Below are 13,972 nucleotides of genomic sequence, written 5' to 3'. Positions count from 1 at the left end.
CTTTACACCCATTCTTTCCTGGAGCGCCCCATGACCCAGTCCCAGACCGATCTGCGCAACGGCCCTGACGCCAACGGCCTGTTTGGCGCGTTTGGCGGCCGCTACGTCGCTGAAACCCTGATGCCGTTGATCCTTGAACTGGCCCGTGAATACGAAGCCGCCAAGATCGATCCGGCGTTCAACGAAGAATTGGCCTACTTCCAGCGCGATTATGTCGGGCGCCCAAGCCCGCTGTACTTCGCTGAACGCCTGACGGAGTTCTGCGGCGGCGCCAAGATCTACCTCAAGCGTGAAGAGCTGAACCATACCGGCGCGCACAAGATCAACAATTGCATCGGCCAGATCCTGCTGGCACGGCGCATGGGCAAGAAACGCATCATCGCCGAGACCGGCGCCGGCATGCACGGCGTGGCCACCGCCACCGTCGCCGCGCGCTTTGGCCTGCAATGCGTGATCTACATGGGCACCACCGACATCGAGCGCCAACAGGCCAACGTGTTCCGCATGAAGCTGCTGGGCGCGGAGGTGATCCCGGTGGTCGCCGGCACCGGCACCCTGAAAGACGCCATGAACGAAGCCCTGCGCGACTGGGTAACCAACGTCGACAGCACCTTCTACCTGATCGGTACCGTGGCCGGCCCGCACCCGTACCCGGCCATGGTGCGCGACTTCCAGGCCGTCATCGGCAAGGAAACCCGCGACCAGCTGCAAGCCCAGGAAGGCCGCCTGCCGGACAGCCTGGTGGCGTGCATCGGCGGCGGCTCCAACGCCATGGGCCTGTTCCATCCGTTCCTGGATGACACCAGCGTCGAAATCATCGGCGTTGAAGCGGCCGGCCACGGCATCGAAACCGGCAAGCACGCCGCCAGCCTCAACGGCGGAGTACCCGGTGTACTGCACGGCAACCGCACCTTCCTGCTGCAGGACGATGATGGCCAGATCATCGACGCCCACTCGATTTCCGCAGGCCTGGACTACCCCGGCATCGGCCCTGAACACGCCTGGTTGCACGACATCGGCCGCGTCCAGTACACCTCGGTGACTGACGATGAAGCCCTCGACGCCTTCCACAAATGCTGCCGCCTGGAAGGGATCATCCCCGCACTGGAAAGCGCACACGCCCTGGCTGAAGTGTTCAAGCGCGCCCCGGCCTTGCCTGCCGATCACCTGATGGTGGTCAACCTGTCCGGCCGTGGCGACAAAGACATGCAGACGGTGATGCACCATATGCAAACCTCCCAGCAGGAGAAACACTGATGAGCCGCCTGCAGACCCGCTTTGCACAGCTGAAAGAACAAAACCGCGCCGCCCTGGTGACCTTCGTCACCGCTGGCGACCCGGGTTATGACACCTCGCTGGCCATCCTTAAAGGCTTGCCCGCCGCTGGCGCCGACGTGATCGAGCTGGGCATGCCCTTCACCGACCCGATGGCTGATGGCCCGGCGATCCAGTTGGCCAACATCCGTGCGCTGGAAGCCAGGCAGAACCTGGCGAAAACCCTGCAGATGGTCCGCGAGTTCCGCAAGGACAACAACGACACGCCGCTGGTGTTGATGGGTTACTTCAACCCGATCCACAAATACGGCGTGCCGCAGTTCATTGCCGACGCCAAGGAGGCCGGGGTCGATGGCCTGATCGTGGTCGACATGCCGCCCGAGCATAACGGCGAGCTCTGCGACCCGGCCCAGGCCGCTGGCATCGACTTTATCCGCCTGACCACCCCGACCACTGACGATGTGCGCCTGCCGACCGTACTCAATGGCAGCTCCGGCTTTGTGTACTACGTGTCGGTCGCCGGCGTGACAGGTGCCGGCGCCGCGACCCTGGAACACGTCGAGGAAGCCGTGGCCCGCCTGCGTCGCCACACTGACCTGCCGATCAGCATCGGGTTCGGTATCCGTACACCGGAGCAAGCGGCGGCCATCGCGCGCCTGGCGGACGGTGTGGTGGTGGGTTCTGCGCTGATCGATCACATCGCCAACGCCAGCAGCGACCAGCAAGCGATCGATGGCGTATTGAGCCATTGCGCGGCGCTGTCGCAAGGCGTGCGTAACGCTCGTCGGTAAGCGCGCCTGTGTTGATTCTTGCGCTAGGCTTGGGGGGTGACATTCCGTCACCCCCCAAGCACTTCATGCCTATTGCCGTCTAACCGCCTGCAAGCCCCTGCCGTTCTTGCCTCCCGGTCGTTAAGTTAGCTGCATCAGAAGTCATTTGGCTCTCAGGAGTACATCATGGCATTTGATCTCATCACCGCCTCAGACCGCCGTCATTCGACCTTGCAAAAGGGCTTCAACCTGCGCTGGCCGTTGGGCAATGTGCAGGGCGAGTCGTCACCCAATGGCGCGCAATGCATCTACCTATGCCACAGTCCCCAGGACATCATCGACGCTGCGGCCGAGGCGCTGGCGGTCGTCCACGGGCGCATAACGGTTCGAAGCGGCGGCCACTGCTACGAAGGTTTCGTTAGCAACAAGATGCCCGGCAACAGCGACGAGGTGCTGTCGATACTGGATATCAGCGCACTGAACCAGGTGGTCTACGCTGCCGATGGGCAACTCGCTTCCCAGCTGCTACCCACGCGGCCCGAGCGCTACAGCTTTCGCCTGGAGGCCGGTGGGCAGAATTGGGATGCGTACGTCAGGTTGTACAAGCTGGCCAATAAGACACTGCCAGGCGGCTCGTGCTATTCGGTGGGTTTGGGCGGGCATATTTGCGGGGGCGGCTATGGGTTGCTGTCACGCAAACACGGCCTGGTTTGCGATTGGCTGCACGGTGTCGATATGTTGGTGCCGAACGCACAGGGCACCGGCCTGGAACCGGCGCATGTCTCGCGCGACAGCACAGACCTTGACGAGCTCGCCCTCTTCGCCGCGTGTTGCGGCGCAGGCGGCGGTCAATTCGGCATTATTACCAGCTACTACTTCAAGGCATTGCCCGAAGCACCGAAGGAGGTGCTGTGGCTGGTGCTGGAATGGGATTGGTCGCTGTTGACCGAGAAGTCCAGGCTCGACGACCTGCTCATCGCTTACCAGGACTGGTTCGCGCGCAATCAGAGCAACCCCGACACCTGGGGCCTGGCCACCAAATTGGAAATGCGCCATCAGCACACCGGTAATGTGACCCTGGGCATTCATTACGTTGATCGAAATGGAGAACTGCAGGACCAGGCACCCTTCGAAGATTTCGTCGCAACCATGCTCGGCGCCATTGGCCTGCCCGCAACCGAATGCCTGGTACCGTTTTACGTCGTGCATATGCCCAGTGGCGGCGCACGCGGGCGTTCCATCCAGGCGTTGCCCGACGCGCTGGCGGCCACGCGACGCCTGGATTGGCTGGTGTGCCAGCAAACCTTGAATGGTTCAGGGGACAATCTGCGCGGGCGCTACAAGTCTGCGTACCAAAAGGGTGAATTCACGCCTGCGGCGCTCCAGGCGATCTGGGACACGTTGCACCTGAACGACCCCGATGAACACCTGACCCAGAGCCTGATACAAATCCAGTCGTTCGGCGGGCGAATCAACGCGCCCACACCGGCGGTTCGCAAAGAGTCGTCGGTCTCACAACGCTCGTCCTATCTGAAGTGGCAACCGCAGTGTTATTGGTACGAGGCCAGCGAGGCAGCGGATCAGGCACACGCCCGCTGGATTCAAGGACTGTTTTTCCAAGCCTTCGTCAACGACAACGGGGTTCCGCTCAACGATCAGTTCGAGGGCTGCTACATCAACTATCCGGACCTCGACATGACCCACATTGGCGGCGACCCGGCCAATCCGAAAAACCCCAACTGGTACAAGATTTTTGTCCCTGACCTCATGATCGAAAGCCGCCTGCGGCGCACCAAGCAGCGTTGGGACCCGCACAATGTGTTCCGTAACGAGATGTCGGTGCCGTAAGCCGGTAAAAAAGGGCGACCTCAAGGTCGCCCTATTTCAAAGCTCGATGCGCTCAACCTTGCCCACCAGCAACACGTAGGACAGCGCCCCAAGCAACGCCAGCACCGCAATGTAGGTAATCGCTGGCGCAAACGAATCACCGCTGGCAAGAAAACCAATCACGATCGGCGTGGCAATGGCCGACAGGTTGCCGATGAAGTTGAACACGCCACCGGTCAGGCCCAACAGCCGTGCGGGGGCAAGCGTGGACACCAGCGACCAGGTGATCGACGCCAGGCCATTGCCGAAAAACGCCAGCGCCAGGAAGGCAATCACCCAGGCTGTGGAGTCCACGTAGTTGGCGCCGATGATCGCGGTGGAAATCAGCAGCCCGCCAATGATCGGCAACTTGCGCGCAAAGCCCACCGAGGCGCCCCGCCGAATCAGCCAATCGGAGAAAATCCCCGAGCACAGCACGCCGACGAACGCCGCCAGAAACGGCAGCGAGGCCAGCAGGCCGGACTTGATGAAGTCCATCCCGCGATACTTCACCAAGTAGGTCGGGAACCAGGTCAGGAAAAACCACAGGGTCGAGTTCAGGCAAAACTGCCCCAGGTAGATGCCCCACAACTTGCGCTTGCTCAGCACGATGCCGAGGTCGACCCAACTGAACGGCGCCTTGGTCGCTTGCGCCTGCATATCCACCAGGCCGCCGCCGTCGCGGATCAACTGGATTTCCGCCGCGTTGGCGCCTTTGAAATCCTTGGGCTCGCGATACACCGCATACCAGATCACCGCCCATAGGATGCCGACACCACCGGTGGCGACGAACACCATGTGCCAGCCGAACGCATGCTGCAGCCAGGCCAGCACGGGGGTGAGAAACGCCAGCCCGACGAACTGCCCGGAGGTGTAGACGCCAATCGCCGTGGCGCGCTCGCGCTCGGGAAACCAGGTGGTCACGACCCGGCTGTTGATCGGGTAGGCCGGGGCTTCCAGGGCGCCGACGGCCATGCGCAACACGAACAAGGCGATGAAGCTGGCGGCAAAGCCGAGCATGACGGTGGCGATCGACCACAGCAGCAGGGCCGCAGTGTAGAGAATGCGCGGGGGCACACGGTCTACCAGCCAGCCGCCAGGAATCTGCATGGCGGCGTAGGTCCAGCCGAACGCCGAGAAGATCAGCCCGACATGGACCGGGTCGATGCCCAGCTCGCTGGTCAGCGCAGGGGCGGCAATCGACAGGTTGCTGCGGTCGAGGTAGTTGATCACCACGGTGATGAACAGCAGCACCATGATGAAGAAGCGCTTTCGGCTAGGCGTGACTAAGGAAGCCTGTCCGCTTGAGGGTTCAGGATGCATGGGTGCCTCTTCTTGTGTTTATTGAGGGCTGAATAGGACTGACTGAAGAAACCGGATCAAAATGTGGGAGGGGGCTTGCTCCCGATAGCGGTGAACCTGCCGCCAAAGCGTTGCCTGACACTCAGCCATCGGGGGCAAGCCCCCTCCCACATTTCTGACCCTGGTCTTTCAGTTGGAAATCACCACTCGGCGAAACTGCCATCGGCATGGCGCCAGATCGGGTTGCGCCAGCGATGACCAATGGCCGCCCGCTCGATCACATATTCCTCGTTGATCTCAATGCCCAGGCCCGGGCCGTTGGGGATCTTCACGAAGCCCTGGTCATAATCGAACACACCGGGGTCGCGCACATAGTCGAGCAGGTCGTTGCTCTCGTTGTAGTGAATGCCCAGGCTTTGTTCTTGGATAAAGGCGTTGTAGCAAACCGCATCCAGTTGCAGGCAGGCCGCCAGGGCAATCGGGCCCAGCGGACAGTGCAGGGCCAGGGCCACGTCGTAGGCTTCAGCCATGTTGGCGATCTTGCGGGTTTCGGTGATGCCGCCAGCGTGGGAAGCATCCGGCTGAATGATATCGACGTAGCCTTCACTGAGCACACGCTTGAAGTCCCAGCGCGAGAACAGGCGTTCGCCCAGGGCAATCGGGGTGCTGGTCAGGGGTGCCAGTTCCTTGAGGGCCTCGTAGTTTTCGCTGAGCACCGGCTCTTCGATGAACATCAGCTTGTACGGGTCCAGCTCCTTCATCAGCACCTTGGCCATCGGCTTGTGCACGCGGCCATGGAAGTCGACGCCGATGCCCACGTTGGGGCCGACCGCATCGCGTACCGCCGCGACGTTGGCCAGGGCCAGGTCGACTTTTTCGAAGCTGTCGACGAACTGCAGCTCTTCGGTGCCGTTCATTTTCACCGCAGTGAAACCACGGGCCACAGCCTCTTTGGCGGCGCGGGCAGTGTCCGCCGGGCGGTCGCCACCGATCCACGAATACACGCGGATCTTGTCACGCACCTGGCCACCCAGTAGGTCGCTGACGGAAACACCCAGGGCCTTGCCCTTGATGTCCCACAACGCCTGGTCGATACCGGCGAGGGCGCTCATGTGCACCGCGCCACCGCGGTAGAAACCGCCGCGGTAGAGCACGGTCCAGATGTCTTCGATATTGCGTGGGTCTTTACCGATCAGGTAGTCGGACAATTCTTCGACGGCAGCGGCCACGGTGTGGGCGCGGCCTTCAACCACGGGCTCACCCCAGCCGGTGACACCCTGGTCGGTTTCGACCTTGAGGAAGCACCAGCGCGGCGGGACGATGAAGGTCGTCAGTTTGGTGATTTTCATCTGTTATCTCTCTTGTAGATGCGGCGCCAGCAGGCGCGGAACTTGAAATCAGCTCAGGGCTTTCCAGGCTGCGACATACGCCTGGGCGCGGCTCGCGACCTGCTCCACGGACATGCCCGGCTTGAACAAGCCCGAGCCCAGCCCGAAACCTTTGGCACCGGCGTCGGTGAATACCTGCATGTTGTCCGGGGTGATACCGCCTACCGGCAGCAGCAACGTGCCCGCCGGCAATACTGCGAGCCACGCCTTGATCACCGCCGGGCCCATTTGCTCGGCCGGAAACAGCTTCAGCACGTCGGCGCCTTCGGCCAGTGCGGCAAAGGCCTCGGTCGGCGTGGCCACGCCCGGTGACAGGTACAGGCCCGCCGCTTTCGCCGCACGCAATACCTTGGCATCGCTGTGCGGCATGACGATCACTTGGCCGCCGGCGGCTTTGACCTGCTCGACCTGCTCGGGCGTCAACACCGTACCGGCACCGATCAGACAATCGGCGGGCAGGCTGTCGCGCAGGGTCCGGATGCTGGTGTAGGGGTCCGGCGAGTTCAGCGGCACCTCGATCACGCGAAAACCGGCCTGGTACAGTACCTGGCCGACAGCTTGGGCTTCGTCCGGACGCACACCGCGCAGGATCGCGATCAAACCGTTTTGTGCGAGTGCTTTCTTGAGCATGTCAGGCCTCCGTTACAGGTTGAGTGAGCCCGGCCGCCTCGGCCAGTTGCCACAAGCCGCGCTCGCTGGCTTCCTGCGCCAGGCTGACGTGGGCGAAGCCGCACTGGGCGAGGGCGCGTTGATAGCGGGCGCAGAGAGGGGCGGCGCCGACCAGGATGATCGGCTTGCGTTTGGCGCTGTCGGGTAAACCGGCGAGTTCATGGCCGATCAGCAGGCCGGACAGGTAGTCGGGCTGCTGCTCAGGCGTAAGTTCGGCGGTCAGCCCGAGGGTGCGCGCACTGAACAGGGTCGAGAGCACGCCGCGCTGGCCGTCCGCCGACAGCGCGACAGCCACGCCTCGGTCAAACGCCTCGGTGTGGAAATGTTCCGATGATTGCTGGGTACGTCCCAGGATGCTGTGCTTGCTCAATATGGCGAACAGCTCGCCGGTCATGAACGTGTCGAAGTGCGTGATACAGCCCTCGACCACCTCGACCCATTTGGAATGGCTGCCCGGCAGGCCGATCAGTACGTCGGTAGCGAGCCCGTGCAGTACACCGAGTACCTGGGTTTCTTCGCCGCGCATCACATTGGGCAGGCCGACCTGTTCGATCACGCCCGGCACGATATGCACATCGACGCCACGCAGGCTGCGCACCTTGTGCAGTGCCTGGCCGAGGCTGGCAACATCCACCGGGGTGTTGCGATAAGCCGCTTCGCTCCAACCCTGTGCGCTACCCACCATGCCGCAGGCGATCACCGGCAGTTCGGGCTGGGCGTCGAGCCAATCCCCGCAGGCGCTATCGAATGCCAACTCAAAGCCATTGCTGCAGCGAGCATCCGCGATGTCACGCGGTTCGCTGGGCAAATGCATGATGCCCCAGGGCAGTGAGCGTTGTTCCAGAACCACGCCGGCGGGACCTAGTTTGTAAGCACGAAGGGAGCTGGTTCCCCAATCGAGCGCGATCAATTGCGCCTGCATCGCTTCACCTGAAATGAGTGGGTGCTGAAAAAAGCAGATGGGCGAATATAAACCTATGCCTGGCAATATCTCAATATATAAATAACAGTCCCATATATTGGGAGATAAGCGCGCAAAATCTTACACATCCTTGGGAAGAGGCGAGTTGCGTCAGCAAATAACGGTTAAAAAATAGACAAATCCAGTTCGCGCATCGCACCCATCCAGACCGCGTACTCAGTGTGGTCCTTCAGGTCATCGCCGGTATCAGGGTGCAGGAACACCACCAAGCCATTGCGATGCAGCGCCAGCCAGGGCAGCACCACGCCGATGTATTCCGGGTCGAACGCCAGCTGGCAACTCCAGTCCGGGTGCGGGCCTACCGGACGCTCATGCACGCGCCCCATGCGTAGTGGAAAGAGCGCTGCTGCGTCTTCACACAAGGTGCGCGCCTGGTCGATCGTGCTGGCGTCGAAGTAGATATGGGCGTGATAGCCCTTGATACGTTGCATGCCGGACTCCGGTTCCACTGTGCAGCGATCCTAGACCGCAATCGACGGCAGGGCCAGCCCGGTCAATGACTGCGCGCTGCTGGCCTGCTCCGCCACCAGCCAATCGACAAACCGTTCGACCAACTGACGGCGTCGCTTGCGCTGAGGCTGCACCACGTAATAGCCGAAACGCGAGATCACTGTGTCGCTGATCGGCCGGCACAACCACTGCTGCTCCAGCAGGTCATCCACCAGATGGCGCCAGCCGATCGCAACGCCCTGGCCGGCAATGGCCGCCTGAATCAGCAGCGTGTAATTGTCGAAGCGCAATTGGCCAGGGGTGGGCGCGGCGCTGATTCCCAGCTCGCGAAACACACCGGCCCAGTCGAACCAGTGGCGGTTGTTTTCCTGGCGCAAGTGCAGCAACGGGTAGTCCGGCAGGGTCTGCACCGTCAGCGCTGTGGCCTGGTGCTTGAGCCACTGCGGGCTGCACACCGGGAACACTTCCTCGTTGAACAGCCACAGGCTGTCGCCTTGCTTGAAGCGTCCGTCACCAAACAGCACCGCCACGTCGATGTCACTGCGCAGGCTGGCGTGGTTGCGCTCGCTGGTCACCAGGCTCACATCCACCTGCGGGTTGGCCTGGTGGAAACGATGCAGGCGCGGCATCAGCCAGTAGGCGGCGAAGGCGAAGTCGGTGGCCACTTGCAGCACTTCGTGCTGGTCTTGCTCGGTGACGGTGCTCAAGCCCAGGTTAATGGTGTGCAGGCCGGCCTGGACGTGTTCGAACAGTAGGGCGCCCGCTTCGGTCAACTCGATGCCACGGTAGATGCGGTCGAACAAGCGGATCGCCAACTGCTCTTCGAGGCGTTTGATCTGCTGGCTGATGGCCGGCTGAGTGGTGCCCAGCTCCATCGCGGCGGCGGTGAAACTGCGCTGACGCGCCGCCGCTTCGAATGCACGCAGCAGGTCGAGGGACAGGTCACCAAGCGCTTCATACATAAGCTGTGCTTATCCTAGGCATTGTTCTTCATGGGCTTTACCACGCGGTCAGCGGGTTGCATGCTCATTCGCATAAACACTGCCTATGGAATGCCGAGAACCCATGAAGCGCAAGAACATTCTTTTCATCATGGCCGATCAAATGGCCGCGCCGATGCTGCCGTTCTACGGATCTTCCCCGATCAAGTTGCCGAACCTGAGCCGCCTCGCCGAACACGGCGTGGTCTTCGACGCCGCCTATTGCAACAGCCCGCTGTGTGCGCCTTCGCGCTTTACCTTGGTCAGCGGCCAGTTGCCAAGCAAGATCGGCGCCTATGACAACGCGGCAGACTTCCCGGCCGATGTACCCACTTACGCCCACTACCTGCGGCGCCTCGGTTACCGCACCGCGCTGTCGGGCAAGATGCATTTTTGCGGTCCCGACCAATTGCACGGTTATGAAGAGCGCCTGACCAGCGACATCTACCCGGCGGACTACGGGTGGGCGGTGAACTGGGATGAACCAGATGTACGCCCCACCTGGTACCACAACATGTCCTCGGTGCTGCAAGCCGGGCCGTGCGTGCGTACCAACCAGCTGGATTTCGACGAAGAGGTGGTGTTCAAGGCCCAGCAATACCTGTTCGATCATATCCGCGAAGACGGCGAGCAACCGTTCTGCCTGACCGTGTCGATGACCCATCCCCACGACCCGTACACCATTCCCAAGCCGTTCTGGGACCTGTACGACGACGCCGACATCCCCTTGCCCGCTACGCCGGCACAGGGCGATCTCGACCCGCACTCCCAGCGTTTGCTCAAGGTCTACGACCTGTGGGACAAGCCGCTGCCTGTGGATAAAATCCGCGATGCGCGCCGTGCCTATTTCGGCGCGTGCAGCTACATCGACAGCAACGTCGGCAAGCTGCTACAAACCCTGGAAGACACCGGGCTGGCGGATAACACCATCATCATCTTCTCCGGCGACCACGGCGACATGCTGGGCGAACGCGGCCTCTGGTACAAAATGCACTGGTTCGAGATGGCCGCCCGCGTGCCGCTGCTGGTCAGTGCGCCGGGGCAATTCGCGGCGCGCCGTGTGACCCAGGCCGTGTCGACCGCCGACCTGTTGCCGACCCTGGTGGAATTGGCCGGCGGCGAGCTGGACCCACACCTGCCACTGGATGGCCGCTCGCTGCTGCCGCACCTCAAAGGCGAGGGCGGACACGACGAAGTGTTCGGCGAATACATGGCCGAAGGCACCATCAGCCCGCTGATGATGATTCGCCGAGGCGCGTACAAATTCATCTACAGCGAAGACGACCCTTGTCTGCTGTTCGATGTGCACAACGACCCGCACGAGCGGGAGAACCTCAGCCAGTCACCGGAACACCGGCCACTGTTCGAGGCGTTTTTGAACGAAGCGCGGGCCAAATGGGACATCCCGGCGATCCACCAACAGGTGCTCGCCAGCCAACGCCGCCGTCGCCTGGTATTCGAGGCACTGACCCAAGGCAAGCTGAAGAGCTGGGATCACCAGCCGCTGGTAGACGCCAGTCAGCAGTACATGCGCAACCATATCGACCTCGACGACCTGGAGCGCAAGGCACGTTATCCACAACCCTGCCAAAACCAATAAATACAGAGGGAAGGCCATGCAAAAATTAACGGTTGTGCTGGGCATTCTGGCGTTGAGCAGCGCCAATGCCTACGCGGACGCCGGTTGTGAAACGGTGAAAATGGCCGACCCCGGCTGGAGCGACATCGCGGCGACCAACGCCATCACCGGTTTTCTGCTGAGCGGCATGGGCTACAAGGCCAAGGTCGACACCCTGGCAGTGCCGATTACCTTCGGCGGGCTCAGGGACGGCCAGGTCGACGTGTTCATGGGCAACTGGATGCCGGCGCAGCAAGGCTTCTATGACAAGTTCGTGGCGAACGGCGAGGTGGTGCAGCTGGCGAAGAACCTCGACGGCACCGAGTTCACCCTCGCCGTACCGGACTACGTGTGGGAAGCCGGCGTGCGTGATTTTGCCGATCTGAATAAATTTGCCGACAAGTTCGACAAGAAGATCTACGGCATCGGCTCCGGCGCACCGGCGAATATCTCGCTGCAGGAGATCATCAAGAAAAATGACTTCGAGCTTGGCCAGTGGAAGCTGATCGAATCGAGTGAGCAGGCGATGCTGGCGGAAGTGTCACGGGCGGTGAAGAAGCAGAAATTCGTCACCTTCCTCGGCTGGACACCGCACCCGATGAACGTGCAGTTGAAAATGCGTTACCTCAAAGGCGGCGAGAAGTATTTTGGTGACACCGGCAGCGTCTATACCTTGACCCGCAAGGGTTATGCGCAAGCCTGCCCGAATGTGGGGAAACTGCTGACCAACCTGAGTTTCACTCAGGCCATGGAGAACAGCATCATGGCTGACGTGGTGAACAATAAGGTCAGCAATGCGGACGCGGCGAAGGCTTGGATCAAGGCCAATCCGGCGGTGTTAGACAAGTGGCTGGAAGGTGTGAAGACGCTGGATGGCCAGGATGCGTTGGCCGCTGTGAAAGCCAAACTCTAAGACACACCACGATCCAAATGTGGGAGGGGGCTTGCTCCCTCCCACAAGGACCTGTGTGTACTGATAACCTGAGCCCAACCCTTGAATCCGAGCCTGCGATGCCCCGGCCCAACCGCCACACACTATTCCCCTTCCTCAGTTGGCTGCCGCGCCAAACCCGCGCCAGTGTGGGCCGGGATGCTGTCGTCGGCCTCAGCGGCGCGGTACTTGCGCTGCCGCAGTCGATTGCCTACGCACTGATCGCCGGGCTCCCACCAGAATACGGGCTCTATGCGGCCATCGTTCCGGTGTTGATCGCTTGCCTGTGGGGCTCGTCCTGGCACCTGATCTGCGGTCCTACCGCGGCGATCTCCATCGTGCTCTACGCCAGTATCAGCCCGCTGGCGGTGCCGGGTTCCCAGGATTACGTCACCTTGATCCTGCTGCTGACCTTCCTCGCCGGCGTTTTCCAGTGGCTATTGGGCATGCTGCGCTTCGGCGCGCTGGTGAATTTCGTCTCCCATTCCGTGGTACTCGGTTTCACCCTCGGCGCCGCCGTCGTAATTGCCCTCGGGCAGTTGCCCAACCTACTGGGGCTGGAGCTTGCGAGCCAGGCCACCGCCATCAACAGCCTGCTAGCGCTGCTCGAGCATGGCGGCGAGGGGGACCGCGCCTCGCTCGCCCTGGGCTTGGGCACCTTGCTGGTGGGCGCGCTGCTCAAATACCTGATGCCACGCTGGCCTACCCTATTGATCGCCCTGGCCCTGGGCAGCCTGGCCGCGTGGCTGTGGCCGGCGCTGTTCGGGCATGTGGCGTTGGTCAGTGCGTTTATCGGCCAGCTACCGCCCTTGCGTTCATTGCCAATGGATCTGGATACGATCCTGCGCCTGCTACCGAGTGCCGTGGCAGTTGGCATGTTGGGCCTGGTCACCAGCCTGTCGATTGCGCGTTCCCTATCGGCCCGTTCCCAGCAATTGCTCGACGCGAATCAGGAAGTCCGAGCCCAGGGTTTATCCAATATCATCGGCGGATTTTTCTCCGGGTATGTGTCGGCGGGTTCCTTCACCCGGTCCGGTCTCAGTTACGAGGCGGGGGCCTGCTCGCCATTGGCCGGCGTGTTTTCCGCGCTCTGGGTGGCGCTGTTCGCGCTGTTTGGCGCGGGGCTGATCGCACACATTCCGATCCCAAGCATGGCGGCGAGCATCCTGCTGATCTGCTGGGGGCTGGTGGACCGCCGAGGCATCCGTGCGTTGTTCCGTGTGAGCCGCGCCGAATTTGTGGTGATGGGCCTGACGTGTATCGCCACCTTGCTGCTGGAACTGCAAACGGCGATTTATGCGGGAGTGCTCGCGTCGCTGTTTTTCTACCTCAAGCGCACTTCGCAACCGCGCATTCAGCAGTGGCGCGACGGTGACGAGGATGTATTGCGAGTGGGGGGCTCGATCTTTTTTGGCGCCAGCCACTACCTGCAAGTGCGCCTGCAGAGTCTGCAGGGCGAGCGGGTGGTGATCGAATCGCAGCAGATCAACTTCATCGACTATTCCGGGGTGGAGATGCTGCATCAGGAGGCGCGGCGGTTGAAGGGGTTGGGGCGTAGCCTGACCTTGCGCGGGGCTAGGCCACACGTGGTTGAAGAATTGAAGAAACTGGAAGGCGCCGACAACTGCCCCATCCATTTCGAAGACTGAATGCGATCAAACTGTGGGAGGGGGCTTGCTCCCGATTGCGGTCTGTCAGCTACTCATATGTTGACTGAAACACCGCTATCGGGAGCAAGCCC

At 61.8% G+C, this 13,972-nt stretch carries 12 protein-coding genes; 6 read left to right on the top strand and 6 right to left on the bottom strand.

What is annotated here, in order from left to right:
- Positions 1-30: 30 nt before the first annotated feature.
- The 3 genes from trpB to C4J87_RS00170 all read left to right on the top strand — a co-directional run bounded on the left by trpB (position 31) and on the right by C4J87_RS00170 (position 3,893).
- Entirely contained in the window at positions 31-1,257 is a 1,227-nt protein-coding gene (trpB, locus tag C4J87_RS00180) for a tryptophan synthase subunit beta (RefSeq protein ID WP_124365260.1), read from the top strand.
- Positions 1,257-2,066 carry a tryptophan synthase subunit alpha gene (gene trpA / locus C4J87_RS00175; protein WP_124365259.1) on the top strand — a complete coding sequence of 270 codons (810 nt, stop codon included), beginning with the start codon at positions 1,257-1,259 and terminating at the stop codon, positions 2,064-2,066. The genes trpB and trpA overlap by 1 nt, the downstream gene beginning before the upstream one ends.
- Positions 2,067-2,231: 165 nt before the next feature.
- Positions 2,232-3,893 carry a BBE domain-containing protein gene (locus C4J87_RS00170; protein ID WP_124365258.1) on the top strand — a complete coding sequence of 554 codons (1,662 nt, stop codon included), beginning with the start codon at positions 2,232-2,234 and terminating at the stop codon, positions 3,891-3,893.
- A gap of 36 nt (positions 3,894-3,929) precedes the next feature.
- On the opposite strand, the gene C4J87_RS00165 is transcribed toward C4J87_RS00170, so the two are convergent.
- From C4J87_RS00165 to C4J87_RS00140, 6 genes are all read right to left on the bottom strand, one after another.
- Positions 3,930-5,234 (bottom strand): MFS transporter, encoded by a 1,305-nt coding sequence (locus C4J87_RS00165; protein ID WP_124365257.1) that lies wholly within the window; start codon positions 5,232-5,234, stop codon positions 3,930-3,932.
- Between the two features lie 179 nt (positions 5,235-5,413).
- Positions 5,414-6,562 carry a galactonate dehydratase gene (gene dgoD, locus C4J87_RS00160; protein ID WP_003170741.1) on the bottom strand — a complete coding sequence of 383 codons (1,149 nt, stop codon included), beginning with the start codon at positions 6,560-6,562 and terminating at the stop codon, positions 5,414-5,416.
- A 48-nt stretch (positions 6,563-6,610) separates the two neighbouring features.
- Positions 6,611-7,231, bottom strand: a complete 621-nt coding sequence (locus C4J87_RS00155; RefSeq protein WP_124360601.1) for a 2-dehydro-3-deoxy-6-phosphogalactonate aldolase — start codon at positions 7,229-7,231, stop codon at positions 6,611-6,613.
- Position 7,232: 1 nt separating this feature from the next.
- On the bottom strand, positions 7,233-8,192 hold the full coding sequence (locus C4J87_RS00150; RefSeq protein ID WP_124365256.1) for a 2-dehydro-3-deoxygalactonokinase: 960 nt from the start codon (positions 8,190-8,192) through the stop codon (positions 7,233-7,235).
- 164 nt (positions 8,193-8,356) lie between these two features.
- A complete protein-coding gene (locus C4J87_RS00145; protein WP_124365255.1) occupies positions 8,357-8,683 on the bottom strand; it encodes a DOPA 4,5-dioxygenase family protein in 327 nt (108 codons plus the stop codon).
- A 30-nt stretch (positions 8,684-8,713) separates the two neighbouring features.
- Entirely contained in the window at positions 8,714-9,664 is a 951-nt protein-coding gene (locus C4J87_RS00140; RefSeq protein ID WP_124365254.1) for a LysR family transcriptional regulator, read from the bottom strand.
- A gap of 103 nt (positions 9,665-9,767) precedes the next feature.
- Between C4J87_RS00140 and betC the strand changes: the two genes are divergently transcribed.
- The 3 genes from betC to C4J87_RS00125 all read left to right on the top strand — a co-directional run bounded on the left by betC (position 9,768) and on the right by C4J87_RS00125 (position 13,880).
- Positions 9,768-11,282, top strand: coding sequence for a choline-sulfatase (gene betC / locus C4J87_RS00135; protein ID WP_124365253.1), 1,515 nt, complete (start codon positions 9,768-9,770; stop codon positions 11,280-11,282).
- A 16-nt stretch (positions 11,283-11,298) separates the two neighbouring features.
- On the top strand, positions 11,299-12,213 hold the full coding sequence (choX, locus tag C4J87_RS00130; protein ID WP_124365252.1) for a choline ABC transporter substrate-binding protein: 915 nt from the start codon (positions 11,299-11,301) through the stop codon (positions 12,211-12,213).
- A gap of 98 nt (positions 12,214-12,311) precedes the next feature.
- Positions 12,312-13,880: a SulP family inorganic anion transporter gene (locus tag C4J87_RS00125; RefSeq protein WP_124365251.1), complete on the top strand. Its 1,569-nt coding sequence runs from the start codon at positions 12,312-12,314 to the stop codon at positions 13,878-13,880.
- The last annotated feature ends 92 nt before the right edge of the window (positions 13,881-13,972 follow it).

The sequence above is a fragment of the Pseudomonas sp. R1-43-08 genome (assembly GCF_003852255.1).
Classification (GTDB): Bacteria; Pseudomonadota; Gammaproteobacteria; order Pseudomonadales; family Pseudomonadaceae; genus Aquipseudomonas.
The sequence above is the reverse complement of the archived record's forward strand: the minus strand, read 5'-3'. Positions and strand labels throughout refer to the sequence as shown.

Excerpts from the sequence above, each read along its gene's own strand:
- C4J87_RS00125 (WP_124365251.1), top strand. The coding sequence starts at position 12,312 with ATGCCCCGGCCCAACCGCCACACACTATTCCCCTTCCTCAGTTGGCTG.
- C4J87_RS00165 (WP_124365257.1), bottom strand. The coding sequence starts at position 5,234 with ATGCATCCTGAACCCTCAAGCGGACAGGCTTCCTTAGTCACGCCTAGC.
- C4J87_RS00145 (WP_124365255.1), bottom strand. The coding sequence starts at position 8,683 with ATGCAACGTATCAAGGGCTATCACGCCCATATCTACTTCGACGCCAGC.
- dgoD (WP_003170741.1), bottom strand. The coding sequence starts at position 6,562 with ATGAAAATCACCAAACTGACGACCTTCATCGTCCCGCCGCGCTGGTGC.
- trpA (WP_124365259.1), top strand. The coding sequence starts at position 1,257 with ATGAGCCGCCTGCAGACCCGCTTTGCACAGCTGAAAGAACAAAACCGC.
- C4J87_RS00150 (WP_124365256.1), bottom strand. The coding sequence starts at position 8,192 with ATGCAGGCGCAATTGATCGCGCTCGATTGGGGAACCAGCTCCCTTCGT.
- C4J87_RS00170 (WP_124365258.1), top strand. The coding sequence starts at position 2,232 with ATGGCATTTGATCTCATCACCGCCTCAGACCGCCGTCATTCGACCTTG.
- betC (WP_124365253.1), top strand. The coding sequence starts at position 9,768 with ATGAAGCGCAAGAACATTCTTTTCATCATGGCCGATCAAATGGCCGCG.
- C4J87_RS00155 (WP_124360601.1), bottom strand. The coding sequence starts at position 7,231 with ATGCTCAAGAAAGCACTCGCACAAAACGGTTTGATCGCGATCCTGCGC.
- choX (WP_124365252.1), top strand. The coding sequence starts at position 11,299 with ATGCAAAAATTAACGGTTGTGCTGGGCATTCTGGCGTTGAGCAGCGCC.
- C4J87_RS00140 (WP_124365254.1), bottom strand. The coding sequence starts at position 9,664 with ATGTATGAAGCGCTTGGTGACCTGTCCCTCGACCTGCTGCGTGCATTC.
- trpB (WP_124365260.1), top strand. The coding sequence starts at position 31 with ATGACCCAGTCCCAGACCGATCTGCGCAACGGCCCTGACGCCAACGGC.